The following is a 23,535-nucleotide window of genomic DNA, read 5'->3' as shown; positions in this document are numbered from 1 at the left end:
GGCCTCCCTAGTCCGCCGCCTGGGCGGTTTGCCTCCGGGCGTAGGCCTCCATGGCCTCCCGCACCCAGCGCCCCTCCTCGTGGGCCCGCCTCCTGGCCTCGAGGCGGTGCCGGTTCATGGGGCCCTCCCCCTGGATCACCTTCCAGAACTCGTCCCAGGGGATGGGGCCGTGGATCCAGTTCCCCGTCTTCTCGTCGTAACGGAGGTGGGGGTCGGGGATGGAGAGCCCCGCCTCCAGGAGCTCGGGCACGTGTTCGTTCAGGAACTCCTGGCGGATCTGGTCGTTGGTCTTGGTCTTGATGCCCCAGCGGAGGAGGAGGGGGGTGTGGGGGGAGTCGGTGTCGTGGGGCCCCGCCATCATCAGGGTGGGCCACCACCAGCGGTTCAGGGCGTCCTGGACCATCTGCCTTTGCCTCGGGGAGCCCTTGGCGTAGAGGAGCACCGCCTCCTTCCCCTGCTTGTGGTGGAAGGTCTCCTCGGCGCAGATGCGCACCATGGCCCGGGAGTAAGGCCCGTAGGAGCACTGGGCCAGCATGGTCTGGTTCTTGATGGCCATGCCGTCCACCAGCCAGCCGATGATGCCCACGTCGGCCCAGGTGAGGGTGGGGTAGTTGAAGATGTTGGAGTACTTGGCCCTCCCCGAAAGCAGGGCCTCCACCATCTCCTCCCGGGTGACCCCCAGGGTCTCGGCGGCGTGGTAGAGGTACTGGCCGTGGCCCGCCTCGTCCTGGACCTTGGCCAGGAGGATGAGCTTGCGCCTAAGGGAGGGGGCCCGGGGGATCCAGGCGCCTTCGGGGAGCATGCCCACCCACTCGCTGTGGGCGTGCTGGGAGATCATGCGGATGAGCTGGCGCCGGTACTCGGCGGGCATCCAGTCCCCGGGCTCGATCTTTTCCCCCCGGGCGATCCTCGCCTCAAACTCCGCAAGCCTCTCCCCGTAATCGGGGTCCTCGGGGTAGCCGATCCTAAGCTTTACCATCCCTGCCTCCTTCCCGTACGCCGAGGGCCTTGAGGACCAGGCCCGCGTACTGTTCCGAAAGTTCTTCCAGGGAAAGGGGGCCGTCCGGCCGGTACCACTGGTAGGTCCAGTTGAGGGCGGAAAGGATAAAGAGGGTGCTGAGCCGCACGCTTTCCACCTGGAAGACCCCCTTTTCCACCCCCTCCCCGATGAGCCGCCCCACCCCCTCCTCGTAGCGGCGCCTCAGGGCCTTGGCCTCCTCCAGGTAGGGGGGGGAGAGGTGCTTCCACTCGTGGAAGAAGACCGTGGCCCGGGGAAGCTCTTCCGCGATGACCCGGAGGTGGCCCTTGACCCAGGCCCTGACCCGCTCCACCGGGTCCCCGGGGGGAAGGGCTTCCAGCACCTCCTGGAAACGCCTTGCCGCCTGGCGCACCACCTCCAGGAGGAGTTCCTCCTTGGACTGGATGTGGGCGTAGAGGCTCCCCCCCTGGAGGTTCAGGTGCTTGGCGAGCTCCCGCATGCTGGTGGCGTGGTAGCCCCGCTGGCTGAAGAGCTGGCCTGCCACGTGGAGGATCTCGTCCCGGCGTTCCATGGCTAACGGTCGTTCGTTAGCATAGCATACCTCGAGGGAAGGGACAAGTGCCCCGGCTCCCTTCCCTTGACGGCGGGGCGGGGAAGGGGTATGGTGAGCCTACCGACCGGTTGGTTAAGTAGGGGGCGCCCCCGGAAGCAGGAGGTAGGCCATGCCCATGTACTTTGAGGACTTTGAGGTGGGCCAGCGCTTCACCACCCCGGCCCGCACGGTGACCGAGGCGGACGTGGTGAACTTCGCCGGGGTCTCCGGGGACTACAACCCCATCCACACCGACGCGGAGTTCGCCAAGTCCACCCCCTTCGGCCAGCGCATCGCCCACGGGCTTCTGGTCCTTTCCATGCTCACCGGGCTCCGGCAGCGCTCGGGCCACTTCGAGGGCACGGTGATCGCCTGGATGGAGATCCGGAGCTACAAGTTCCTGAAGCCCGTCCTCATCGGGGACACGGTCCGGGGGGAGAGCGAGATCCTGGAGAAGCGGGAGACCTCCAAACCCGACCGGGGGGTCCTGGTGCAACGGGTGAGGGTCTACAACCAGCGGGGCGAGGTGGTGCAGGAAGGGGAGTTCGTGACCATGGTCCGGCGGAGGCCCGCTTAAGGCCACCCCGTTGAGCTTTCCGTGAGCTACCCGAGGCCCGTGCGGGAAGGGGTGGTCAACCCCGGGCGCCGCCTCCTCCACGCCGCCGGGGAGGTCTTCCTGGAGGGGAAGCGGGTGGCCTTCGCCAAGGGGGTCTTCTACCGGGTGGGCTAAGAGCGTTATACTCGGTCTAATCCCTAGGGGGTGCCCATGTTCCCGAGCACCATGATGGACGAGGAGCTTAACCTTTGGGACCTTTTGGAAAGGGCCGCGGAGCTTTTTGGGAAGAAGGAGGTGGTCTCCCGCCTCCACACCGGAGAGATCCACCGCACCACCTACGCCGAGGTGCACCAAAGGGCTAGGAGGCTCATGGGGGGGCTTAGGGCCCTCGGGGTAGGGGAGGGGGATAGGGTCGCCACCCTGGGCTTCAACCACTTCCGCCACCTGGAGGCCTACTTCGCCGTGCCCGGCATGGGGGCGGTCTTGCACACGGCTAACCCCCGCCTTGCCCCCAAGGAGATCGCCTATATCCTGAACCACGCCGAGGACAAGGTGCTCCTCTTTGACCCGAACCTCCTCCCCCTGGTGGAGGCCATCCGGGGCGAGCTCAAGACGGTGCGCCACTTCGTGGTCATGGACGAGAAGGCCCCCGAGGGCTACCTGGCCTACGAGGAGGTCCTGGGGGAGGAGATGGACCCCGTGCGGGTGCCGGAAAGGGCCGCCTGCGGCATGGCCTACACCACCGGGACCACGGGGCTTCCCAAGGGGGTGGTCTACAGCCACCGGGCCCTGGTCCTCCACACCCTGGCGGCGAGCCTCTTTGACGGCACCGCCCTTTCCGAGAAGGACGTGGTCCTCCCCGTGGTGCCCATGTTCCACGTGAACGCCTGGTGCCTGCCCTACGCCGCCACCCTGGTGGGGGCCAAGCAGGTCCTGCCCGGGCCCAGGCTGGACCCGGCCTCCTTAGTGGAGCTTTTTGACGGTGAAGGGGTCACCTTCACCGCCGGGGTGCCCACGGTGTGGCTCGCCCTGGCGGACCACCTGGAGGGCACGGGCCACCGCCTGAAGACCCTGAGGCGCCTGGTGGTGGGGGGCGCGGCGGCCCCGAGGAGCCTCATCGCCCGGTTTGAGCGCATGGGCATAGAGGTGCGCCAGGGCTATGGGCTCACCGAGACCTCCCCCGTGGTGGTGCAGAACTTCGTCAAAAGCCACCTCGAGTCCCTCCCCGAGGGAGAGAGGCTTGCCCTCAAGGCCAAGACGGGCCTTCCCATTCCCCTGGTGCGCCTAAGGGTGGCGGACGAGGCGGGCCGCCCCGTGCCCAAGGACGGGAGGACCCTGGGGGAGGTGCAGCTCAAAGGCCCCTGGATCACCGGGGGCTATTACAAGAACGAGGAGGCGAGCCAGGCCGCCCTCACCCCGGACGGCTTCTTCCGCACCGGGGACATCGCCGTCTGGGACCAGGAGGGGTACATAGAGATCAAGGACCGGCTCAAGGACCTCATCAAGTCGGGCGGGGAGTGGATCTCCAGCGTGGACCTGGAAAACGCCCTCATGGGCCACCCCAAGGTGAGGGAGGCGGCGGTGGTGGCCATCCCCCACCCCAGGTGGCAGGAGAGGCCCCTGGCGGTGGTGGTGCCCAGGGAGGAGAGGCCCACCCCGGAGGAGTTGAGCACCCACCTCCTCCAGGCGGGCTTCGCCAAGTGGCAGCTTCCCGACGCCTACCTCTTCGTGGAGGAGATCCCGAGGACGAGCGCGGGCAAGTTCCTCAAGCGGGCCTTGCGGGAAAGGTACAAGGACTTCTACGGGGGTGCCTGATGTTCCTGGAAAGGTTTCGCTTGGACGGCAAGGCGGCCCTGGTGACGGGAGGGTCCCGGGGGCTTGGCCTCGAGGCCGCTTTAGCCCTCAAGGAGGCGGGGGCGAAGGTGGCGGTGTTGGCCCGGCGGGCGAGTTTCTTTGAGGAGGCCCGCAAGGCCTTAGGGGAAGACGCCCTCTACCTGGAGAGGGACGTGCGGGACGAGGCCCGGCTGGAGGAGGTGGCCGAGGAAGTGGAGGGAAAGCTTGGCCCCCTCACGATCCTGGTGAACGCCGCCGGGATCAGCTGGGGGGCTCCCAGCCTGGAGATGCCCGTGGAGAAGGTGCGGGAGGTCCTGGAGGTGAACCTGGTGGGGGCCTTCCTGGCGAGCCGGATAGCGGCCCGGAGGATGAAGGAACGGGGCTACGGCAAGATCGTCCACATCGCCTCCGTGGCCGGGCTTAAAGGGGAATACCCTGAGGTCCTGGACGCCGTGGGCTACTCCGCCTCCAAGGGGGGGCTTGTCGCCCTCACCCGGGATCTGGCGGTGAAGTGGGGCAGGTGGGGGATCCGGGTGAACGCCCTCGCCCCAGGGTTTTTCCCCACGCGGATGACGGAGAAGGTTCTGCCCCAGGCTGAGCCCCTCCTCAAGGCCACCCTGCCCCTGGGCCGCCCGGGGAGGCCCGGGGAGCTTGGCGGGGCGGTGCTCTTCCTGGCGAGCCCCGCCTCCGACTACGTCACCGGGGCCGTTCTCCCCGTGGACGGGGGGGCCACGGCCCTTTAGAGCTCGGGAAGCTTCAGGGCCGCCTCCTTGAGGCGCTCCCTCGAGGCGTGGAGGTAGATCTGGGTGGTGGCGATGGACTCGTGCCCCAGGAGGTCCTTCACCGCGTCCAGCTCCACGCCCCGCTCCACGAGGAGAGTGGCGTAGGCGTGGCGGAGCTTGTGGGGGGTGAAGCGCCTGGGGTCCAAGCCCGCCCTAAAGGCGGCCTCGCGGAACTTGGCCTCCACCCAGCGGGCGGAGGGCACGTGCCCCTTGCGCCTGCTTCCCGCGAAAGTGAAAATAGGCACATTCCCCTGCCCAGGCCCCAGTTCCCGGAGCACCTCCCGGGCGGTCTGGGAAAGGGGCACCAGGCGCTCCTTGTTGCCCTTGCCCACCACCCGCACCGCCACGGGGAGGCCGCCTTCCAGGACCAGGTTGCGGCCCTTAAGGGAGAGGGCCTCGGAGATCCTTAGGCCCGTGCCGTAGAGGAAGCGGGCTAAGGCGGTGAGGAGCCTCGCCTCCTTTTCCCCTTGGAAGGCCTCGAGGAACCGCCTGAGCTCCTCCGGGCTCGGGTGCAGGGGAAGCCTCCTTCCCGCCTTGGGGCGGCCGATGCCCTCGGTGGGGTCTTCCGCCTCCAGGCCCTTCACCTCCCTCAGGTAGCGGTAGTAGCTCCTCAGGGCGGCCAAGAAGCCCTGGACCCGCCGCGGGGCCCAGCGCTCCTCCAAGAGGAGGGCCCGCACCGCCTCGGGGCCTGCGGGGAGGGCGCGGGCCTCGAGGAAGCGGAACCAGAAGGCCAGGTCCTGAAGGTAGCGGCGGACCCCCCGGGGGGAGTAGCCCCGCTCCAGGAGCAGGTACTCCGCGTAAGGGCCCAGGGCTTCCAGGGCCTTATCGGGCCGTTTAATGCCGATGGTTTTCCAGACAACGGGCAGGGGGTGGCCGGGGCGCACGGGCCCATTATACATGCGCGAAATGTACCTTTCGCGAACGAAGGTTTATATGGGCGCAAGGCCTCGCAATCACTCAACCGTTTATCCGCATAAAAGGATATAATCACGGCATGGAGCGCCACCACGTCTCCTACCCACCTCCCCAGCGAGACTTTGAGCAGGTCCTGAAGACCTTCCGGGCCTTGGCCGAGACCACCCGCTTGCGCATTGCCCTGGGCATGATCGAAGGGGAACAGAGCGTGGGTCGCCTGGTGGAGCGTCTCGGCCTGCCCCAGAGCACCGTTTCCCGGCACCTCGCAGCGCTGCGGGCAGCCGAGGTGGTGACGGCCCGCCGCGAAGGGACCAAGGTGTTCTACCGCCTTAAAAGCCACATCGCCGACCTGCTGATCCAGGCCTTCGCCCACGCCGAGCACCAGCGGCTGGGGCTTCCTGAACACGGGGGTTTGCGGTGACGGTCCTCCTCCCCTTCCGGAGCCTGCGCAACCCCCTCTTCGCCCGGCTCTACGCCGCGCAGACCACCAGCCTGTTGGGCGATGCCTTTACCTGGGTGGGTTTGGCCCTCCTGGCCTTTGAGGTGGCCGGGGCACGGTCGGCGGCGATTCTGGCTGGGGCGCTCACGCTGCGGGTTACGGCCTTTGTGGCCCTCTCGCCCTTGGCGGGCGCCTTGGCCGACCGGATGGACCGCAAGGCCCTGATGGTGGCTGCCGACCTGGGGCGAATGGTGGTCATCGGGTTGATGCCCCTGGTAAGCGAGGTCTGGCAGATCTACGTGCTGATGTTCGTCCTTAACGCGCTCACCGCCTTTTTCACCCCCGCGTACCAGGCAGCCTTGCCTCAGGTGACACGGCAGAAGGAGTACGCTCAGGCCATCGCGCTTTCCGGAGCCACCTACGAGGTGTTGGGGGTGCTGGGCCCCGGGCTGGCGGGTGCCATCGCCGGGTGGATCGGGGCACGGAGCCTCTTCTTCTTGGACGCGGCCACCTTTTTGCTTTCAGCCCTCCTCATCCTGACCCTGCCGGTGAGGCTGCGGGTAGATGGATCCTCAAGTGCACAAGGCCCCACGCTACGCGATGTTCTGGACGGGACGCTCCGGTTGTGGCAGGACGCCCCCATGCGCTATGCGCTGCTGCTGGAGCTGGTGGCGGCGGCATCGGGGGCGCTGATTCTGGTGGGCACGGTGGGGCTGGTGCGGGGGCAGCTTGGGTTGGGCGACCTCGAGTACGGCTGGGTAATGGCGGCCTTCGGCGTCGGGGCCACGCTGGCGGCCTTGGCGGTAGGTGCCCTGGAAGGCCGCCTGCCGCGTACCACCTTCGTGCAGCTGGGGGCGCTTGTTTCCACCTTGGCGGTCCTGCCCGCTAACTTCGTCCCGTTTATCCCCTTGGCGCTCCTGTGGGCCCTGGCCGGAGCCGGCCAGAACTGGGTTAACCTGCCGACCCAAACGCTCATCGCCGACCGCACCCCTGAAGCGTTTCAGGGACGGGTCTACGGGGCGCACTTCGCCTGGAGCCACCTGTGGTGGGCGTTGACTTACCCCCTGGCCGGCTGGCTGGGGAGCCGCTACGCCGACCGGTCCTTCCTGTACGGCGGTCTCCTGGCCGCGGTGCTGTTCGCCGGGGTGGTGCTCCAGTCCAGGTTCAGGAACCGAGGGACGCCGGGGTGAGTTGTCCTGTCGCCCCGTGCGCCCGTACCCACCGAACAAATGAGCCCAGGGGTCCTTAAGCTTCGCTTAAGAAAACGCCCCTGGCTCCCTTTAGCCCGAGGTGTTAGGTTCCTCGGGCAAGGAGGCGTGCATGGAGTTCACCCCCCTCGAGGCCGCCCACCTCCTGCGCCGGGCCGCCGCCCGGGGCCGGAAAGAGGAGGCAGAGGCCTTGGCCGACCTCGGGCTCAAGGGGGCGGTGGAGCGGCTTCTCGCACCGCCCGTCCTCCCTCCCGACCCCGCCCTGCCGGAGAAACCCGGGGAGGCCTGGGAACCCCTCACCGCCTGGTGGCTCAACCACTGGCTCGCCACCCCCACCCCGGCTGTGGAAAGGCTCGTCCTTTTCCTCCACGGCCACTTCACCAGCGAGCTGATGAAGGTGCGCTCCCCCCAGGCCATGGCGCTGCAGAACCAGACCTTCCGCGCCCTGGCCTATGGCTCCTTCCGGGACCTCCTCTTCGCCGTGGCCCGCAACCCCGCCATGCTCCTCTACCTGGACAACGCCCAAAGCCGCAAGGAGCACCCCAACGAGAACTGGGCCCGGGAACTTTTGGAGCTCTTCACCCTGGGGGTGGGGCAGTACGGGGAGGAGGACGTGATGGCCGCCGCCCGTGCCTTTACCGGCTACTCCGTGGACGAGAAGGCCCTCAAGGAAGGGAAGCCCCGCTTCCTCTTCCGCCCGGCCTGGCACGACCCGGGCAAGAAGCGCTTCCTGGGGAGGGAGGTGGAGAGCGGGGAGGATGTCCTCGAGATCCTGGCCGACCACCCCGCCACCTATAGGCGCCTCGCCCGCAAGCTCCTCGCCTTCTACCTGTCCCCCGACCCCGAGCCCGACCTCGAAGCCGAAGTGGCGCGGATCCTCAAGGGGATGGGCTTCCGAGAGGCCCTCGCCTACCTCTTCCAGCAGGAAGCCTTCTACCGGGCGCGGGGCCGTTTGGTGAAGGCCCCCGTGGAGTACGTGGTGGGTCTGGCCTACGCCGCCTCCCTTCGGGAGGTGCCTCGGGCCTGGATCCGGGCCCTTCCCGCCATGGGGCAGGCCCCTTTCAACCCGCCAAGCGTCAAGGGCTGGGAGGGCGGCAGGGCCTGGCTCGGGGACACCGCCCTCCTCGTCCGGCTAAATCTGGCGGCGGGCCTGAAGGGGCCCGTGGACCTCTTCGTCTTTGCGGAAGGGGAAGGCCTCGAGGCCCTCGTCCGTCCCGAGGCCCAGCTTCTTTAGGAGGTAAGCGTGGATCGGCGCGAGTTCGTCAAAGGCGGCCTCTTAGGTCTTGCCCTGAGCCAGGCCCCAACCCTCTTCTGGCGCACTGCCCTGGCGGCAGGGGCCGGGGAGAAGATCCTGGTGGTAGTCCAGCTTTCCGGGGGAAACGACCAGCTCAACACCCTGGTGCCCTACCGGCAGGCGCTCTATTACCGCCTGAGGCCAAGGCTTGCGGTGTCCGCGCAGGAGGTCCTGGACCTGAACGGGCGCCTGGGCCTCCACCCCGCCCTCAGGCCCCTCATGCCTCTCTACGAGGCGGGGGCCTTGGCCCTCATCCCCCAGGTGGGTTACCCGAACCCCAGCCGGAGCCACTTCGTCTCCATGGCGGTCTGGCACACCGCGGACCCCGAGCGGAAGGCCTCCTCGGGCTGGCTTGGGCGGCTTCTGGACCAGGGAGCAGACCCCCTGTGCGAAACCTACCTTGGGGCCAGCACCCCCTTGGCCCTCACCGGCAGCCAGGCCCTGGCCCCCAGCGTGGAGGGCCTGGAGGGCTTCGAACTCCGGCTCCCCAGACCCTTGCGAACCCGTTGGGAGGAGGCCCTCCTCCGCCCCAGGCAGGGGGAGGCGGAGGAGGTGCGCCAGGCCTTCCTCCGGCTCAAGGCCACCCTGGCCCAGGTGGGGCGGGCCCGGGGGGTGAAAAACCGGGTGGGCTACCCAAACCACCCCTTCGGGAGGGCCCTGGCCGACGTGGCCCGCATGATCGCCGCCGAGCTACCCACCCGGGTCTTTTACGTCTCCCTGGGAAGCTTTGACACCCATGCCGACCAACCTAGGCGGCATGAGGAGCTCCTCGGCCTCCTCGCTCAGGGGCTTGCCGCCTTCTACCAGGAAATGCGCTACCTGGGAAGGGAGCGGGAGGTTCTGGTCCTGGGCTTCTCCGAGTTCGGGCGGCGGGTCCAGGAGAACGCCTCCTACGGCACCGACCACGGCAAAGGGGGGCTGATGTTCGCCCTGGGGCCGGTGAAGGGCGGGGTTTTGGGTTCTGAGCCGGACCTCGAGGACCTAGACGAGGGCGACCTCCGCTTCCAGCTGGACCTCCGCGCCGTCTACGCTGCCGCCCTCCGCTTCCTGGGGCTTGAGCCCGCCTCCATCCTGGGGCCGGGCCCGGCCCCCATCCCCTTGGTGTAGGGCCTACCCCCTCCGCGCTCCGCCTGAACGTCCGCCCGGACTGCCGGAACCCCTAGATGAGCCGACCCCTCAAAGCCTTGACCGCGGCCTCGGTGCGGTCGCTGGCCCCGAGCTTGGCCAGGAGGCTTTCCACATGACCCTTGACCGTGCTAGGGCTGATCCCCAAGGCCTTAGCGATCTCCTTGTTGGAAAGCCCGCGGGCGATGAGCCGTAGGACCTCCCGCTCCCGCTCGGTGAGGAGGGTGGCCTCCGGAGGGGTGATCTCCCCGAGGATGAGCCGGGCTACCGGGGGATCCAGGTAGGCGGAGCCCAAGGCGGCGGCCCGCACGGCGAGGAGGAACCCCTTGGGATCCCCGGTTTTCAGGCAGTAGGCCTCCGCCCCCGAGGCCAGGGCCGCCCGCACCACCCCTTCTTGGCGGTGGACGGTCAGGACCACCACGCGGACCCCGGGGAGGAGGGCCTTGAGGCGGCGGGTGGCCTCCACCCCGTCCAGGCCCGGAAGCCCCAGGTCCATGACCACCACGTCGGGCCGGAGGCGCCCCACTTCCTCCAGCGCGGCCTCGGCGCTTCCCGCTTCCCCCACCACTTCGATGTCCGGCTCGGCCCTTAAGGCGGCGCGCAGGCCGTCCCGGGTGAAGGGGTGGTCCTCAACCAGGTACACGCGGACGGGCATGGCGTACCTCCTCCAGCTCCACGTAAAAAACCGTGCGGCCCTCCCGGCGCTCGTAGCCCACCCGGCCGCCGTGGGCCTCGAGGATCCTCCGGGTGAGGTAGAGGCCGAGGCCCCCACGCCCCTCCCGCACGGGGCGGTGGAACAGGTGGGGAAGAAGGGCCTCGGCAACCCCCGGCCCCTCGTCCTCCACGCCAAGGCGCACCACCCCGCTCCAGGCCTCGAGGCGCACGCGCACCCGGGAGCCGGGGGGAGCATGTTCCAGGGCGTTTTCCAAAAGGTGCTGCACCGCGCGGGCTAAGGCATCCCTTTGGCCCAGAACCCAGGCCTCCTCCCCCTCTACCCTGCACTCCAGGCCCCGGGCGGCGAACAGGGGGCCCAGGGCCTCGGCCACCTCCTCGGCCAGGGCCTTTAAGGGCACGGGCGCGGGCTCCTTCCCCGAGAGGGCAAAGCGGGCGAGTTCTAGGAGGTTGTCCGCCAGGCGCAAAAGCGCCTCGTTGGCGGCCACGCCGTTGGCCAGGGCCTGCCGGAAGGCCTCGTTCAGGGGCCCGTAGGCTCCCTGGAGGGCCAGGCGCAGGTTGAGGAGGTTGGCCGTGAGGGGGGTCCTGAGGTCGTGGGAAAGGGAGTAGGCCAGCTCCTTCAGGGCGGCCACGTGCCGGGCCTTCTCCAAGAGGGCCTTTAGCCGCTCCTGAACCTCCAGGGCGAGCTCCTCGAGCCGGGCCTCCCCTTCTGGACCCATCCCCTCCAGGAGCAGGAGGTAGCGGCCCAGGGGTAGGGCGAAAGCCCCCTCCCCTACAGGCCCCGGGGTCTCCCGTTCCCAGGCCCGCACCACCCGCCCGGGAACCCCCAGGGGAACCGGCCCCCAGGCCCCCACCAAGCCGGGCCCCCCGGGGGCCTTCTTCCAAAGGCTCGCCTCCTTGGCGCCGAAGAGGTGGGCAAGCCCTTCCGCGGCCTTCAAGAGGGCCTCCTCGGGCTCCTGGGGGTCCAGGTCCAGGGCCCGGTAGACCCGGGCCAGGGCCTCGGCCCGCCTTAAGGCATGCTCCGCCCGGCCCTGGGCCTCGGCCCGTTGGAGGAGGGCCAGGGTCAGGTAGCCCACCAGGGCCATGGAAAGGCCCGCGAGGGCGCGATTGGCCACCGAAAGAAGGCTCAGGTCGCCCTCGGCCCGGGCGTTGAGGAGGCCTGCCACCAGGTTGCCCAAGAGGGCCAAGGCCACGGTAGCCCAGGTGAACCCGGGGGAGAAGGCCATCCCGGAAAGGGCGATGGGAACCCCGAAGAGGATGGCCGCCACCAGGGCCTGCGGCGTGGCCACGTCCAGAAGGAAGGCGAGAAGGAGGAGGACGAGGGTTAGGGGACGCACCCAGCCCGGTTCCTTCCGCGGCACCCCCTAGAGTATAGCTTCCCTCCCCGCAACCCGCCAGATGGCGGGGGCCCCCGCCATCCGGGGGGTTGCGGCTCTCGAGGCCCCGGCATCACAATGCCCGCGGAGGTGAAGCGCCGTGGGCGACCTTCTGGCCCTCCTCCTCATGGCCTTGGCCCTGCTTTTGAGCTTAGGGCTTCTGGAGCTTCTGGGAAGGGTGCGGTGATGGCCATGGAAGCGCTGGCCTTCGTCCTCGGCCTGGCCCTGGTGGCCTATTTGCTCGCGGTCCTCTTCTTTCCGGAGGAACTCTCATGAACCCTGAAGGCTTCCTGCAGATCGCCCTCTTCTTCGGCCTGCTCCTCGCCCTGGCCTACCCCCTGGGCCTCCACGTTCACCGGCTCTGGGCGGGGGAAAGGAGCTTTCTCACCCCCCTCCTTGGGCCCTTGGAAAGGCTCCTCTACCGCCTGGGCGGGGTGGACCCCCAGGAGGAGATGGACGCCCGGGGCTACGGCAAGGCCCTCCTCCTCTTCAACGGCATCGGCCTCCTCTTCCTCTACCTCCTCCTCCGGGGGCAGAAGGCCCTGCCCCTGAACCCCCTGGGCTTCCCGGGGATGCCCCCCGATCTCGCCTTCAACACCGCGGCGAGTTACGTGACCAACACCAACTGGCAGTTCTACGGCGGGGAGAACACCTTGGGCTACCTGGCCCAGATGCTGGGGCTCGCCGTGCAGAACTTCCTCTCCGCCGCCACGGGGATTGCGGTGGCCTTCGCCCTGATGCGGGGCCTGGTGCGGAGCGGCACCCGAAGCTTAGGAAACGCCTACGCCGACCTCATCCGGACCACCCTCTACCTCCTCCTGCCCCTGGCCCTGGTCCTAAGCCTCCTCCTGGTGAGCCAGGGGGTGCCCCAGACGCTGAGCCCACCCGTGCGGGCGAACCTCCTGGACCCCTCCCTCCCCCGACAGGAGGTCACGATCCCCTTAGGCCCCGTGGCCTCCCAGGTGGCCATCAAGCACCTGGGCACCAACGGGGGAGGGTTCTATGGGGCCAACACCGCCCACCCCTTTGAGGGGCCCACTCCCCTCGCCGACCTCCTGGAGATCCTGGCCGAGACCCTGATCCCCACCGCCCTCTTCTTCGCCTTCGGCCGGACGGTGGGGGACATGCGCCAGGGCCTGGTCCTCCTCGGGGTGGCCTTGGCCTTCTGGGTGCCAGCCACCCTGGGGATCTACGCCCTCGAGGCCCGGCCCAACCCCCACCTGGTGGGCGTGGACCAGAGCCCGGGCCAGCTGGAGGGGAAGGAGCTCCGTTTTGGCCTCGCCCGCACCGCCATCTTCGCCGCCGCCACCACCGGCACCTCCACTGGGGCGGTGGATGCGGCCCACGACAGCCTGAGCCCCTTGGGCGGAGGCCTCGCCCTCTTCCTCATGATGCTGGGGGAGGTGAGCCCCGGGGGCGTGGGCTCCGGGCTTTACGGCCTTCTCCTCTACGCCCTCTTGGCCGTCTTCCTCGCCGGGCTCATGGTGGGGCGGACGCCGGAGTACCTGGGCAAGAAGGTGGGCCCGCGGGAGACCAAACTTGCGGCCTTCGGGCTCTTGGTGACGCCCCTCCTCGTCCTGGGCTCCACCGCCTGGGGGGCGGCCTACGGGGCCTCCCAGGTGGGCAACCCCGGGCCCCACGGCTTCAGCGAGATCCTCTACGCCTTCGCCTCCATGGCCAACAACAACGGGAGCGCCTTCGCGGGCCTCGCCCCAAACCCCGCCTACGCCTACCTGGGGGGGCTTGTCATGCTCCTGGGCCGCTTTTGGGTGATCGTCCCGGTCCTCTTCTTGGCGGAGGCCCTGGCGGAGGGGAGAAGGGTGGCTAAGAGCGCGGGAACCCTCCCCACCCACGGCCTCCTCTTCGGCCTCTGGCTCTTCCTCGTGGTCCTGTTCTTCGGGGCCCTGAACTTCTTCCCCGCCCTGGCCCTCGGCCCCCTGGCGGACCACCTCAGGCTCTACGGGGGGTGGTGAGGGTGCGGCGGGCCGCCTACCTCACCCCGAAGGACCTCCTCCTCTCCGCCCTCGCCAAGCTCTCCCCCCGCTACCTCCTCCGCAACCCGGTGATGCTCACGGTGGAGGCGGGGGCGGCCCTCCTTCTCCTCGAGGCCCTCCTCCGGCCCCAGGCCTTCACCTGGGCCGTGGACCTCTGGCTTTGGCTCACCCTTCTCTTCGCCGCCCTGGCGGAGGCCCTGGCCGAGGGCCGGGGTAAGGCCCAGGCCCTGGCCTTGCGGCGGATGCGGCAGGAGCTGGTGGCCAAGCGGCTGAAGGCCCCAGACCCCCAGGCCCCCTTTGAGGCGGTGCCCGCCAGCGCCCTACGCCCTGGGGACCTGGTCTTGGTGCAGGCGGGGGACTATATCCCTGCGGACGGGGAGGCTGTCCTTGGCATCGCCTCCGTGGACGAGAGCGCCGTCACCGGGGAAAGCGCCCCGGTGATCCGGGAGGCAGGGGGGGACCGGAGCGGGGTCACCGCCGGGACCCGGATCCTCTCCGACTGGCTGGTGATCCGGGTCACGGCCAGGCCCGGGGAGAGCTTCCTGGACCGGATGATCGCCCTGGTGGAGGGGGCCAGGCGGCGGAAGACCCCCAACGAGATCGCCCTAAGCCTCCTCCTCGCCGCCTTGACCCTGATCTTCCTGGCCGTGGTCCTCAGCCTGCCCTTCTTCACCAACTATGCAGGCGGGCGGCCGGACCTGGCCGTGCTGGTGGCCCTCTTCGTGTGCTTGGCCCCCACCACCATCGGCGGCCTCCTGCCCGCCATCGGGATCGCCGGCATGGACCGCCTCCTTCGGCGCAACGTGGTGGCCCTCTCCGGCCGGGCGGTGGAGGCGGCGGGGGACGTGGACGTCCTCCTCTTGGACAAGACGGGGACCATCACCCTGGGGAACCGCCAGGCGGTGGCCTTCATCCCCGCCCCAGGGGTGGAGGAAAGCCGCCTGGCCTGGGCCGCCTACATGGCCTCCCTGGCGGACGAAACCCCGGAGGGGCGGAGCGTGGTGGTGTACGCCAAGACCCGCTACGGCCTGCGGGAGCCCTTGCCCGAGGGGGCCCGGGTAGTGCCCTTTTCCGCCGAGACCCGGGTCTCGGGGGTGGACCTCGGGAACCTGAGCCTGCGGAAGGGGGCGGTGGAGGCCATCGCCAGGCTGGCGGGACCCGTCCCCGAACCCCTGGCCAAGGCGGTGGAGGCCATCGCCCGCGCCGGGGGCACCCCCCTCCTGGTGGCGGAAAATGGGAGGATCCTAGGGGCCATCCACCTCAAGGACGTACTCAAGGGGGGAATCCGGGAGCGCTTCGCCGCCCTGAGGCGGATGGGAATCCGCACCGTCATGGTCACCGGGGACAATCCCCTCACCGCCAAGGCCATCGCCGAGGAGGCGGGGGTGGACGACTTCCTGGCCCAGGCCACCCCCGAGGCCAAGCTCAGGCTCATCCAGAGGCTCCAGGCCGAGGGCCACCGGGTGGCCATGGCCGGAGACGGGACCAACGATGCCCCCGCCCTGGCCCAGGCAGACGTGGGCCTGGCCATGAACGCGGGCACCCAGGTAGCGCGGGAGGCCGCCAACATGATCGACCTGGACTCCAACCCCACCAAACTCCTGGAGGTGGTGGAGGTGGGCAAGCAGCTCCTGATCACCCGGGGGGCCCTCACCACCTTTTCCATCGCCAACGACCTCGCCAAGTACTTTGCCATCCTGCCCGCCGCCCTAAGCCCCCTCTACCCCGAGCTCGGCCGCCTCAACCTCATGGGGCTAAGGACCCCGGAAAGCGCCATCCTTTCCGCCGTCATCTTCAACGCCCTCGTGATTCCCGCCCTGGTCCCCCTGGCCCTCAAGGGCGTGGCCTACCGCCCCCGGCCCGCCGGGGAGCTTTTCCGCTACAACCTCCTGGTGTACGGGCTCGGCGGGCTTCTCGTCCCCTTTCTGGGGATCAAGCTCATAGACTTGGCCTTGGGCCTTCTCGGGAGGTAAGCATGGTTGCCCTCAGGCTCTTCCTGGCCCTCACCTTGGTCACAGGCCTCCTCTACCCCCTCCTGGCCACGGGCCTCGCCCACCTCCTCTTCTCCTGGAAGGCGGAGGGAAGCCTCCTCCGCCGGGGAGGGGAGGTGGTGGGAAGCGCCCTCCTCGGCCAGGCCTTTAGCTCGCCCCGCTACTTCCACCCCAGGCCCTCCGCCACGGGGGGCTTCCCCTACAACCCCATGGCCTCCGGGGCCTCCAACCTGGCCCCGGGAAACCCGGAGTTCGCCCAGGCGGTGGCGGCCCGGGCCCGCGCCTACCGGGCGGAAAACGGCCTGCCGGAGGGTTTCCCCGTCCCCATGGATGCGGTCACGGCCTCGGCCTCGGGCCTCGAGCCCTACATCTCGCCGGAGAACGCCCGCCTCCAGGCCCGCCGGGTGGCCCAGGCCCGGGGGCTTTCCGAGGAGGCGGTCCTGGACTTGGTCCGGCGCCACCTGGAGGGCAGGCAGTTTGGCCTTCTCGGGGAGCCCCGGGTCCACGTGGTGTTGCTGAACCTGGAGTTGGACCGGCTCCAGGGGGAGGGGCCTTGAGCCTTGAAGCCCTCCGGCTCCTCCTCGGTCCGGGGCGGCTCAAGGTCTACCTGGGCTACGCCATCGGGGTGGGCAAGACCCACCGGGCGCTCCTCGAGCTCCAGGAGCTCAAGCGCCGCGGGGTGGACGTGGCCATAGGCTGGCTCGAGCCCAAGGACCGCCCCCTCCTGGAGCGGCTGGCCGGGGGCCTTCCCCTCATCCCCCCGAAGCGCCAGGGGGTCTACGAGCTCATGGACCTGGAGGCCCTCCTGGCCCGCCGTCCCAGCACCGTCTTGGTGGACGAGCTGGCCCGCCGCAACCCTCCGGGCCACCCCAAGCGCCATGAGGAGGTAACCAAACTTCTGGAGGCCGGGATCAGCGTGATCACCACCTTAAACGCCTACCACCTGGAGTCCCTGGCGGGGGCTGCGGAGGCCTACCTCCGCCACCCCGTGGAGGAGCGGGTCCCCGACAGCCTCCTGGAGCAGGCGGACGAGGTGGTGGTGGTGGACCTACCCCCGGAAGACCTCCTGGAGAGGCTCAGGGGGCTACCCGCCTACCGCGGCCTCCACAGCCCCCTCCTCTCCCTGCCCACGCTGAAGGCCCTCAGGGAGATGGCCCTGAGGCGGGTGGCCCGTTCCCTCGAGCCCGGCCTCGAGCGCCTCCTGGTCCTGGTGCCGGAGGACTACTACTGGTTCCGCCGCCTGGTGGACTACGCCGCCCTCCGGGCCCGGCGCCTTGGGGGGATGTTCTACGTCCTCCACCCAAGGCCCCAGCCCCTCCTCGGCGCCGCGCCGCCCCTGGAGGAGGAGCGGAGGGCCCGCATGGAAGCCTACGTGGCCGAACGGGGAGGGACCTTCCTCGTGCGCTCAGGACCCCTCATCCCCGTAACCCTGGAGGCCCTACGGGCCGTGCGGGCCCAGGCCCTGTTGACCGGCCATGGGGGGAGCCGCCCCTGGCCGCCTCCCACCCAGCTCAAGGCCCTGCTCCGCCGCCTGGAGCGGCAAGGGGTGGAGGTCCACCTGGTGCCCGAAACCTCCCCTAGGCGCCGGCGCTCCCCGCAAAGCGCCCCCCGGGAGGGCAAGGGACCGGGCCGCCTCAAGGTGTTTTTGGGCATGGCCCCGGGGGTGGGAAAGACCTACGCCATGCTTCAGGAGGCCCACGAACTCAAAGCCAAGGGGGTGGACGTGGTGGTGGGCCTGGTGGAAACCCACGGCCGGAAGGAAACCGAAGCCCTCCTGGAGGGCCTCGAGGTCCTGCCCCGCAAGCCCGTGGTCTACAAAGGGGTAACCCTCCTGGAGCTGGACTTAATGGCCCTGCTCCAAAGGCACCCCCAGGTGGCCCTGGTGGACGAGCTCGCCCACACCAACCCCCCTGGCCTCCTCCACGCAAAGCGCTACCAGGATGTCCTGACCCTAACCCGCGCGGGGATCGCGGTCCACACCACGCTGAACGTGCAACACCTGGAAACCCTGGCCCACCTGGTGGAGCGGGTCACGGGAATCCGGGTACGGGAAACGGTTCCCGACTGGGTGGTGGCGGAGGCCGACGAGGTGGTGCTGGTGGACCTGCCCCCCGAGGCCCTCAGGGCGCGGCTGGCGGAGGGCAAGGTCTACCCGCCGGAAAAGGCGGAGGAGGCCCTGAAGGGGTTTTTCACGCAGGAGAACCTGAGGGCCCTGAGGGAGCTCGCCCTCGCGGAGGTAAGCGGGCTCGCCGCCGAGCCGCCCGCCCCCCTTGGGCCCGTTCTGGTCTATGGCGACTCGGAGCAGGTTTTCCTGCGCGCGGCCCGGGTAGCCGACCACCTGGGGGAGGCCCTTTACCTCCTGACGGAGGGAGCCCCGGAGAACCTCTTGCAGCTCGCCCACGCCCACCGGGCCAAGGTCAAGGTCCTGGGGCCCTTGGGACCCGCGGAGCGCCTCGCCGCCCTCGAGGCCTACGTCCGCCGCCTGGCGCCTGGCCTTGTGGTCCTTCCCCTGGGTCCCCTGGCGCAGGAGGCCACGGGCCGCCTCCCCCAAACCCTCCTCCTCGTTCCGCCCGAAGACCTTGCGTCCGGCAGGAAGGGCGCCCGCAGGCTGTGGCCCTGGGCCTCTCCGCGGCCCGCCTCCCCGGCGGGAAGGCTTGGGGGAGCCGGGCCCTTGCGGTAGGCTGGACACCGTGGCCACGTTGCTGGATGCCAAGTCCCTCTTGGAAGCCCTCTCCTATCCCAGCCTCCTCGCCCTTCCCTTTGCGGAAACGGGCCTCCTCTTCGGCTTCTTCCTGCCCGGGGACAGCTTCCTCGTCACGGTGGGCCTCTTCGTGGCCGCCGGTAAGCTCGCCCTGGGGCCAAGCCTCGCCCTCCTCTTCCTGGGCTCCTTCCTGGGGCACCAGGTGGGCTACCTCTGGGGGCGGAGGCTGGGAAGGGGGCTCAAGGCTCGGATGCGCCCGGAGCACTGGGAGAAGGCAGAGGCCTTCCTCAGGCGCCGGGGCGCCCTCGCCCTGCTCCTTGCGCCCCTGGTCCCTGTGGTGCGCACGGGCATGCCCTTCGTGGCGGGGGCCTTCGCCTACCCCTACGCCCGCTTCCTCCCCCTGTCCCTCCTGGGCACGCTTCTTTGGACCCAGGGGGTGACCCTCCTGGGCTATTTCCTTGGGCGGGCCCTGCCGGGCCTGGACCGCTACCTCTTCCTGGTGGTGGTTCTGGTGGTCCTCATCTCCCTCCTGCCCGCCTTCCTGGAGGCGAGGCGGCGGTGACGGGGGGAGTGGCCAGGGGCCGGATGGCATGATCTGCGACGCGTTTTCTGAACGCGCCCTTAGGATACCGGAGCTTCCGCCGCGGTAGGGCACCTAAATACGGCTTAGGCGTCCTCCAACAAAGAGAAAAACGAAGAAATCCATGCTGGCCCGCTTTCCTGGGGTGTGACCCCCAAGGCGTTCCGTGTCCGCCAGTCCCTCGGGTTGTGACCGAAAAGGCGGACCTCACCTGCGTCCGGGGGGAAAAGGCCCACCAGCAGTCCGATGGCCGTGCTCTTGCCCGCCCCGTTGGGACCCAAAAGCGCCGGGGTTTCCCCAGGGAGCAGGTCCAGGCTGAGGCCCCGCAAGGCCTCGGTGCGGCCAAAGCGCTTCCTCACCTCCCTAAGCTCCGCCAACGCGTCCATGGCCTCTTTTTAGCCCCCCCAAGGCCTGACGGGTAGGGCCGACCTTCATGGGAGCGACGTGACAAGCATCACCCTGTGCGGGCTGATCGGCCCAGCCAACCCCCCTTGTCCCCGCCCGCCCTGCCTAAGGGGTTCGGAGGGCCCGCGCCGGTCCCTCGGGAACGTGGCCGTAGGCTTGGTAGAGATGGTATGCGGCCTCCAGGTCCGCCCTGCCCCCCTGGCGGAGCTTGCGCTTGGTAAGGCCAAGGACGTAGCGGGCAAGGGGGTTCTTGGGGTCTAAAGCCGTAGCCCTTTCCAGCATGGTCAGGGAGCGCTTAAGGCCCGTGGGCGTCGGGGGCTTGGCGAAAACCCCTCCCCTCGCCTGCTCCCCCCGGTAGTAGTAGAACTGGGAGCGCAGGAAGGCAAAGGAAAGGGGCCGGACCTCCTCTGGCCTAAGAGACCGACCCTGGAAGCGGTAGCCCACGATGCTGCCGTCCCTGGCGTAGACCGGAACCACGAAACGGTACCCCTCGGCCGTTTCCACGAAGAGCCCCTGGTGGCGGGGGAAGGGGATGGGCTCCGAGGGGTCCACCAGGTAGTCCCGCCCCCTTAGGCGCAGGACCGCCACCGCGTGCCCCAGGTTGCTCTCCTTGCCCTCCGGGTTCCTCCAGACCATGAAGACCCCTGCGGAAAAGCCTGCTTCCTGGAGAAGGCCCTGGACCAGGACCGCCTGGAGCAGGCACTGGCGCTCCCCCTTGAGGGCGGCGTAGGCGAACTCGTAGCCTTCCTCGAGGCTGAAGCGGGGCAGGAGGCGCTTCACCAAGACAAAGGCCCACCGGGCAGCTTCCAGGGGATTGCCTCGGGCCTTCTGCCGCTGGAGCGCCCGGTCCAGGGGCTCCCCGAACACCCGCGCATAGGCCTCCTCCAGCCAAGGAAGGAAGGCGGGCGCTCCGGAAACCTCCCTATAGGAATCGGCCACCAGGACGCGGAAGGCCTCGCTTCTGAGGGGAAAGGCTAAAGCCGCAAGACCCAGCCAAAGCGGTAGAACCAGTAAAGGACGAACCACCATCCGAGAATATACAGCGCCGTACACGTCCACTCCCCCCACAGGGGTCCAAACCTTAGGCTAAGGGCGGAGGACGCCTCCGGTAGGAGGTCCCGGAAAAGGGTGAGCTTAAAGGCGATGGGCAGGACGTAAGCGAGAAGGGGGTTAACCCCAAAGGGGCGGAGGGGCCAGAAGCTCCAGGGGGGTAGCTTCTCCAGGGCGAGGAGGAGCAAGGCCCCCAGGCCCAGGGCCAGGAGGAGGTAGGTGGGGGTCCAGTACGTCTTGTCGGGGGGCAGAAGCGGGCTCCCCCCAAGGCCGAGAAGAAGGGCCGAAAGCCCGAGGACCAGGGTCGCGACCCGCCTTCCCTCCCCCAGGGCCTCCCCCAGGAAGGTGCTGAGCAGGACGAACCCCCCGGTGGGCACAGCGGAGAGCAGGCCCCGGAGGCCCAGGGGCGCCAGGTAGGTGCGGTTGAGGTGCAAGGGGAGGTTGGCCTCTTCCCGAAATACCCCGGCCCCCACCCCGGGGACCGGGACCAAAAGAAGCGCCGCCCCGTAGCCCAGGAGGAGCAGGAAGCCGAGGAGTAGGCGGCGCAGGGGTGGGAGGTCGTAGAACCAGGCCCCTACCAGGTAGGCTAGGGCCAGGAGCTGGAGCACGTCCAGCGCGAACACGGGGTGTCCCGCCTGCAGGCTGGTGAGGCCCAGGCCCAGCAGGAAGAGGAGGAGGGCGCGCCGGAGCACCCGCACCTCGTACCGCCAGGGGGGCAAGCCCCGCTTGAGAAAGGCCTTCCGGCTGAAAGGGATCGCGGCCCCCATGGCCAGGAGGAACCAGGGGAAGACCCAGTCCGCCAGGTAATAGCTGTGGCCGAAGGGCCCGTGGCCCATCCACGCCGGAGCGCCTGGGGGGAGGTTGTTGACCAGGAGCATGAGGAAGACGGTCAGCCCCCGAAAGCCGTCCAGGGCCGGGTTTCTCATCGCCAGGCCAGGGGGAGGGAGGAGAGGGGGCCCAGGACCAGGCCCTGGCCTTGGGCCAGGCGGGCGAAGGCGGGAAGGACCTCGAGGGTGGTCCGTACGTTGTCGTGCAAAAGGACGATCCCCCCGGGGCGGAGGTGGGCCTGGAGGCGGGCTTCCAACACCCGGGGGGCTAAGCCCGCGTAGTCCCCGGGGTCATCCGTCCAGAATACCGTGGTGAGCCCCAGCTCCCTGGTCACCCGCAAGACGGTGGGGTCATACCGGCCCCCAGGCGGGCGGAAATAGCGGGGGGGCTTGCCGGTAAGGCCTTCCAGCACCTGGTTGCACCTCTCCAGCTCCGCGCGGATGGCCTCCTCGGGGAGGCCGGGGAGGCGCACGTGGTGGTAGGTGTGGTTACCCAGCTCGTGGCCTGCCGCCACCAAATCCGCCACGAAGTAGGGATACGCTTCCGCATTCCTCCCGATGACAAAGAAAGTGGCCCGCAGGCCTTGGCGCCGCAGGGTGTCCAGGAGGAGGGGGGTGAACAAGGGATGGGGGGCATCGTCAAAGGTGAGGGCGGCGTAGGGCCGGTTAGGGCTGCCGTGGTAGATGACCCCACCCCGGCGCCCCACCCGGCTCGAAAGAACCTGTTCCGCCTTTTCCTTGGCCCGGAAGGGCTCGGGCCCCTCGAGGCGCGGCCGATCCTCGAGGATCAGGTCCAGGGGGCGCTGGGGCAGGAGGCCGGGGTTCAGCCAGAGCCGATCGTACCCGGTGGGGACCTTTAACCCCAAGAAGGCCTGCGCCCTTTCCCGAGGCACGCTAGCGGTAAACAAGGGAAAACCGGAGGGCCCCTGATAGGGGCTTGGGTAGAGGGAGAGATCCACCTCGTCCAGGCCGGGGCGCGCCTTAAAGGCCAGGCCCAAGGCCTGCTGGGCCAGGTGAAGGAGACCGGAGGGCGGGGTCCCCTTGGGGACCTGGAGGATCACGTGGGCCACCTCCAGATGCCCGTTGGAAAGGTATTCGGCCCGCACCACCTCGGGGAGGGGAAGGTGGAGGGCAGGCAAGGCCTCGTGGGGCAGGGGCCGGGAGGGTCCAGGCCCCTCCACGTAGGGAAGGGGGGCGAGGGCGAGGGCCAGCCAAAGCATGAGCCCATTCTAACGGAGGGGATCGAGCCCATCCGGGAAACGCAGGAGCCCGGGGCCCGTTCCCGGGGTGTCGGTCCTACCGTACTGGAACACCACCCGACTGCCCCTGCGGTCCACCACCAAGACCCGGTGGCGACGGTCATCGGTCAGCACCACCAGGCCGTTGGCGAGGCCCACGGCCACCGAGGGATGGTCTAGGCGGCCTTCGGGATCCGTGGGGGCGTAGCGCCATAGGGTGCGACCCTGAAGGTCTAGCTCGTAGACGGCTCCCGGGAAGGACCAGTCGGCCACCAGGAGGGTACCCCACGGGGTGAGGTTGGCATCGGAGGGATACCGCGCGGGTAAGGGAAGGGTTCGCAAACGCCGTCCCTTTAGGTCCACGATGGCCACATCGCGGCCCACGATCTCCGTCACCAGCAGCCGGTCCTGCCCCAGGGGGAAGGCCCCGTTCGGCTTGTTGAAGAAACCCTGGGCGTTGCGGCAGACCCCGGTCTTGCCCAGAACGCGGGCGAGCCTGCCCGCCTGGGTGAGAAGGAGGACGCGGCAGTTGCGAATGTCCGCCAAGGCCAAAAGCCCGAAGGGCAAGGGCACCAGGTCATCCGGGTTGTCCAGCTGGCCCACGCTCCGGCCCGGGCTTCCGGGCCGGCCGTAGCGCCAGAGGAGGCGGCCCTCAGGGTAGGTGACCGCGGCCACGGCATCCACCTCGGGGTCCGTGATGTAGGCCACCTTACCCCCGGAGCCCAGGAACACGTCGTCGGTGTAACGGAAAGGAGCGGGAAGGGAGACCACCCGGACCAGGCGTCCCTCCCCAGAGAGTTCCACCAGGCGGTGATTGCCCGCGTCGGCGATGACCAGGCCCTTGTCCAAGGGCCCCTTTGCCCAGGCCAGCAGGCCCACCAGCGAAAAAAAACCAACGAAACCCAGCCCCCTCATGGCCTCCACCCTAGCCCCGGTGCCTGAGGCCCACCTGAAGCCCCTGCGCTTTGGGGATGAGGG

At 69.2% G+C, this 23,535-nt stretch carries 24 protein-coding genes; 14 read left to right on the top strand and 10 right to left on the bottom strand.

Annotation, left to right across the window (positions count from 1 at the left end; all coding sequences use genetic code 11):
• Positions 1-7: 7 nt before the first annotated feature.
• Positions 8-979 (bottom strand): 1,2-phenylacetyl-CoA epoxidase subunit PaaA, encoded by a 972-nt coding sequence (paaA, locus tag ACYQ0J_RS05005; RefSeq protein WP_460171084.1) that lies wholly within the window; start codon positions 977-979, stop codon positions 8-10.
• The gene (locus ACYQ0J_RS05000) at positions 966-1,550 is read right to left on the bottom strand and encodes a TetR/AcrR family transcriptional regulator (protein WP_460171083.1); all 585 of its coding nucleotides are present in this window, start codon (positions 1,548-1,550) and stop codon (positions 966-968) included. The genes paaA and ACYQ0J_RS05000 overlap by 14 nt, the downstream gene beginning before the upstream one ends.
• Positions 1,551-1,701: 151 nt before the next feature.
• Here ACYQ0J_RS05000 and ACYQ0J_RS04995 point away from each other — a divergent pair, with 151 nt between their 5' ends.
• Genes ACYQ0J_RS04995 through ACYQ0J_RS04980 form a run of 4 tightly spaced genes read left to right on the top strand, consistent with a single transcriptional unit; the run spans position 1,702 to position 4,703 of the window.
• A complete protein-coding gene (locus ACYQ0J_RS04995) occupies positions 1,702-2,148 on the top strand; it encodes a MaoC family dehydratase (protein ID WP_460171082.1) in 447 nt (148 codons plus the stop codon).
• Positions 2,149-2,169: 21 nt separating this feature from the next.
• Positions 2,170-2,301 carry a hypothetical protein gene (locus tag ACYQ0J_RS04990; protein WP_460171081.1) on the top strand — a complete coding sequence of 44 codons (132 nt, stop codon included), beginning with the start codon at positions 2,170-2,172 and terminating at the stop codon, positions 2,299-2,301.
• 36 nt (positions 2,302-2,337) lie between these two features.
• Complete coding sequence (locus ACYQ0J_RS04985) at positions 2,338-3,942, top strand: long-chain fatty acid--CoA ligase (protein WP_460171080.1); 1,605 nt, start codon at positions 2,338-2,340, stop codon at positions 3,940-3,942.
• Positions 3,942-4,703, top strand: coding sequence for an SDR family oxidoreductase (locus ACYQ0J_RS04980; protein ID WP_460171079.1), 762 nt, complete (start codon positions 3,942-3,944; stop codon positions 4,701-4,703). The genes ACYQ0J_RS04985 and ACYQ0J_RS04980 overlap by 1 nt, the downstream gene beginning before the upstream one ends.
• On the opposite strand, the gene ACYQ0J_RS04975 is transcribed toward ACYQ0J_RS04980, so the two are convergent.
• A complete protein-coding gene (locus ACYQ0J_RS04975; protein ID WP_460171078.1) occupies positions 4,700-5,641 on the bottom strand; it encodes a tyrosine-type recombinase/integrase in 942 nt (313 codons plus the stop codon). The two genes, ACYQ0J_RS04980 and ACYQ0J_RS04975, sit on opposite strands and share 4 nt — an antisense overlap.
• Positions 5,642-5,736: 95 nt before the next feature.
• Here ACYQ0J_RS04975 and ACYQ0J_RS04970 point away from each other — a divergent pair, with 95 nt between their 5' ends.
• The 4 genes from ACYQ0J_RS04970 (at position 5,737) to ACYQ0J_RS04955 (ending at position 9,705) form a co-directional block, all read left to right on the top strand.
• The gene (locus ACYQ0J_RS04970) at positions 5,737-6,078 is read left to right on the top strand and encodes an ArsR/SmtB family transcription factor (RefSeq protein ID WP_460171077.1); all 342 of its coding nucleotides are present in this window, start codon (positions 5,737-5,739) and stop codon (positions 6,076-6,078) included.
• Complete coding sequence (locus ACYQ0J_RS04965; RefSeq protein ID WP_460171076.1) at positions 6,075-7,286, top strand: MFS transporter; 1,212 nt, start codon at positions 6,075-6,077, stop codon at positions 7,284-7,286. The genes ACYQ0J_RS04970 and ACYQ0J_RS04965 overlap by 4 nt, the downstream gene beginning before the upstream one ends.
• 130 nt (positions 7,287-7,416) lie before the next feature.
• Positions 7,417-8,538 (top strand): DUF1800 domain-containing protein, encoded by a 1,122-nt coding sequence (locus ACYQ0J_RS04960; protein WP_460171075.1) that lies wholly within the window; start codon positions 7,417-7,419, stop codon positions 8,536-8,538.
• 9 nt (positions 8,539-8,547) lie between these two features.
• Positions 8,548-9,705: a DUF1501 domain-containing protein gene (locus ACYQ0J_RS04955; RefSeq protein ID WP_460171074.1), complete on the top strand. Its 1,158-nt coding sequence runs from the start codon at positions 8,548-8,550 to the stop codon at positions 9,703-9,705.
• A 52-nt stretch (positions 9,706-9,757) separates the two neighbouring features.
• On the opposite strand, the gene ACYQ0J_RS04950 is transcribed toward ACYQ0J_RS04955, so the two are convergent.
• Complete coding sequence (locus ACYQ0J_RS04950) at positions 9,758-10,378, bottom strand: response regulator (protein WP_460171073.1); 621 nt, start codon at positions 10,376-10,378, stop codon at positions 9,758-9,760.
• Positions 10,353-11,756 carry a sensor histidine kinase gene (locus tag ACYQ0J_RS04945; RefSeq protein WP_460171072.1) on the bottom strand — a complete coding sequence of 468 codons (1,404 nt, stop codon included), beginning with the start codon at positions 11,754-11,756 and terminating at the stop codon, positions 10,353-10,355. The genes ACYQ0J_RS04950 and ACYQ0J_RS04945 overlap by 26 nt, the downstream gene beginning before the upstream one ends.
• Before the next feature lie 201 nt (positions 11,757-11,957).
• Between ACYQ0J_RS04945 and ACYQ0J_RS04940 the strand changes: the two genes are divergently transcribed.
• Genes ACYQ0J_RS04940 through ACYQ0J_RS04915 form a run of 6 tightly spaced genes read left to right on the top strand, consistent with a single transcriptional unit; the run spans position 11,958 to position 19,019 of the window.
• Positions 11,958-12,047, top strand: a complete 90-nt coding sequence (locus tag ACYQ0J_RS04940; RefSeq protein ID WP_460171071.1) for a potassium-transporting ATPase subunit F — start codon at positions 11,958-11,960, stop codon at positions 12,045-12,047.
• A complete protein-coding gene (gene kdpA, locus ACYQ0J_RS04935; RefSeq protein ID WP_460171070.1) occupies positions 12,044-13,744 on the top strand; it encodes a potassium-transporting ATPase subunit KdpA in 1,701 nt (566 codons plus the stop codon). The genes ACYQ0J_RS04940 and kdpA overlap by 4 nt, the downstream gene beginning before the upstream one ends.
• Positions 13,741-15,738 carry a potassium-transporting ATPase subunit KdpB gene (gene kdpB, locus ACYQ0J_RS04930; protein WP_460171069.1) on the top strand — a complete coding sequence of 666 codons (1,998 nt, stop codon included), beginning with the start codon at positions 13,741-13,743 and terminating at the stop codon, positions 15,736-15,738. The genes kdpA and kdpB overlap by 4 nt, the downstream gene beginning before the upstream one ends.
• 2 nt (positions 15,739-15,740) lie before the next feature.
• Positions 15,741-16,313 carry a potassium-transporting ATPase subunit KdpC gene (kdpC, locus tag ACYQ0J_RS04925; RefSeq protein WP_460171068.1) on the top strand — a complete coding sequence of 191 codons (573 nt, stop codon included), beginning with the start codon at positions 15,741-15,743 and terminating at the stop codon, positions 16,311-16,313.
• Entirely contained in the window at positions 16,310-18,436 is a 2,127-nt protein-coding gene (locus tag ACYQ0J_RS04920; protein ID WP_460171067.1) for a histidine kinase, read from the top strand. Before kdpC ends, ACYQ0J_RS04920 begins: the two co-directional genes overlap by 4 nt.
• Positions 18,437-18,446: 10 nt before the next feature.
• Complete coding sequence (locus tag ACYQ0J_RS04915; RefSeq protein WP_460171066.1) at positions 18,447-19,019, top strand: DedA family protein; 573 nt, start codon at positions 18,447-18,449, stop codon at positions 19,017-19,019.
• 104 nt (positions 19,020-19,123) lie between these two features.
• Here the strand turns inward: ACYQ0J_RS04915 and ACYQ0J_RS04910 are convergent, their stop codons facing one another.
• The 5 genes from ACYQ0J_RS04910 to ACYQ0J_RS04890 all read right to left on the bottom strand — a co-directional run bounded on the left by ACYQ0J_RS04910 (position 19,124) and on the right by ACYQ0J_RS04890 (position 23,472).
• Positions 19,124-19,423, bottom strand: a complete 300-nt coding sequence (locus ACYQ0J_RS04910; RefSeq protein ID WP_460171065.1) for an ATP-binding cassette domain-containing protein — start codon at positions 19,421-19,423, stop codon at positions 19,124-19,126.
• A gap of 124 nt (positions 19,424-19,547) precedes the next feature.
• Positions 19,548-20,471, bottom strand: coding sequence for a tetratricopeptide repeat protein (locus tag ACYQ0J_RS04905; protein WP_460171064.1), 924 nt, complete (start codon positions 20,469-20,471; stop codon positions 19,548-19,550).
• Positions 20,417-21,418 carry a heparan-alpha-glucosaminide N-acetyltransferase domain-containing protein gene (locus tag ACYQ0J_RS04900; protein ID WP_460171063.1) on the bottom strand — a complete coding sequence of 334 codons (1,002 nt, stop codon included), beginning with the start codon at positions 21,416-21,418 and terminating at the stop codon, positions 20,417-20,419. The genes ACYQ0J_RS04905 and ACYQ0J_RS04900 overlap by 55 nt, the downstream gene beginning before the upstream one ends.
• The gene (locus ACYQ0J_RS04895; RefSeq protein ID WP_460171062.1) at positions 21,415-22,539 is read right to left on the bottom strand and encodes a polysaccharide deacetylase family protein; all 1,125 of its coding nucleotides are present in this window, start codon (positions 22,537-22,539) and stop codon (positions 21,415-21,417) included. The genes ACYQ0J_RS04900 and ACYQ0J_RS04895 overlap by 4 nt, the downstream gene beginning before the upstream one ends.
• A gap of 9 nt (positions 22,540-22,548) precedes the next feature.
• Positions 22,549-23,472 (bottom strand): NHL repeat-containing protein, encoded by a 924-nt coding sequence (locus ACYQ0J_RS04890; protein ID WP_460171061.1) that lies wholly within the window; start codon positions 23,470-23,472, stop codon positions 22,549-22,551.
• Positions 23,473-23,535 lie beyond the last annotated feature (63 nt).

Source organism: Thermus sp. FJN-A (genome assembly GCF_054655095.1).
This window is presented reverse-complemented; position numbering and strand designations above follow the sequence as displayed.

Excerpts from the sequence above, each read along its gene's own strand:
- paaA (WP_460171084.1), bottom strand. The coding sequence starts at position 979 with ATGGTAAAGCTTAGGATCGGCTACCCCGAGGACCCCGATTACGGGGAG.
- ACYQ0J_RS05000 (WP_460171083.1), bottom strand. The coding sequence starts at position 1,550 with ATGGAACGCCGGGACGAGATCCTCCACGTGGCAGGCCAGCTCTTCAGC.
- ACYQ0J_RS04995 (WP_460171082.1), top strand. The coding sequence starts at position 1,702 with ATGCCCATGTACTTTGAGGACTTTGAGGTGGGCCAGCGCTTCACCACC.
- ACYQ0J_RS04985 (WP_460171080.1), top strand. The coding sequence starts at position 2,338 with ATGTTCCCGAGCACCATGATGGACGAGGAGCTTAACCTTTGGGACCTT.
- ACYQ0J_RS04980 (WP_460171079.1), top strand. The coding sequence starts at position 3,942 with ATGTTCCTGGAAAGGTTTCGCTTGGACGGCAAGGCGGCCCTGGTGACG.
- ACYQ0J_RS04975 (WP_460171078.1), bottom strand. The coding sequence starts at position 5,641 with ATGTATAATGGGCCCGTGCGCCCCGGCCACCCCCTGCCCGTTGTCTGG.
- ACYQ0J_RS04970 (WP_460171077.1), top strand. The coding sequence starts at position 5,737 with ATGGAGCGCCACCACGTCTCCTACCCACCTCCCCAGCGAGACTTTGAG.
- ACYQ0J_RS04960 (WP_460171075.1), top strand. The coding sequence starts at position 7,417 with ATGGAGTTCACCCCCCTCGAGGCCGCCCACCTCCTGCGCCGGGCCGCC.
- ACYQ0J_RS04950 (WP_460171073.1), bottom strand. The coding sequence starts at position 10,378 with ATGCCCGTCCGCGTGTACCTGGTTGAGGACCACCCCTTCACCCGGGAC.
- ACYQ0J_RS04940 (WP_460171071.1), top strand. The coding sequence starts at position 11,958 with ATGGCCATGGAAGCGCTGGCCTTCGTCCTCGGCCTGGCCCTGGTGGCC.
- kdpA (WP_460171070.1), top strand. The coding sequence starts at position 12,044 with ATGAACCCTGAAGGCTTCCTGCAGATCGCCCTCTTCTTCGGCCTGCTC.
- kdpC (WP_460171068.1), top strand. The coding sequence starts at position 15,741 with ATGGTTGCCCTCAGGCTCTTCCTGGCCCTCACCTTGGTCACAGGCCTC.
- ACYQ0J_RS04910 (WP_460171065.1), bottom strand. The coding sequence starts at position 19,423 with ATGGACGCGTTGGCGGAGCTTAGGGAGGTGAGGAAGCGCTTTGGCCGC.
- ACYQ0J_RS04905 (WP_460171064.1), bottom strand. The coding sequence starts at position 20,471 with ATGGTGGTTCGTCCTTTACTGGTTCTACCGCTTTGGCTGGGTCTTGCG.
- ACYQ0J_RS04900 (WP_460171063.1), bottom strand. The coding sequence starts at position 21,418 with ATGAGAAACCCGGCCCTGGACGGCTTTCGGGGGCTGACCGTCTTCCTC.
- ACYQ0J_RS04895 (WP_460171062.1), bottom strand. The coding sequence starts at position 22,539 with ATGCTTTGGCTGGCCCTCGCCCTCGCCCCCCTTCCCTACGTGGAGGGG.
- ACYQ0J_RS04890 (WP_460171061.1), bottom strand. The coding sequence starts at position 23,472 with ATGAGGGGGCTGGGTTTCGTTGGTTTTTTTTCGCTGGTGGGCCTGCTG.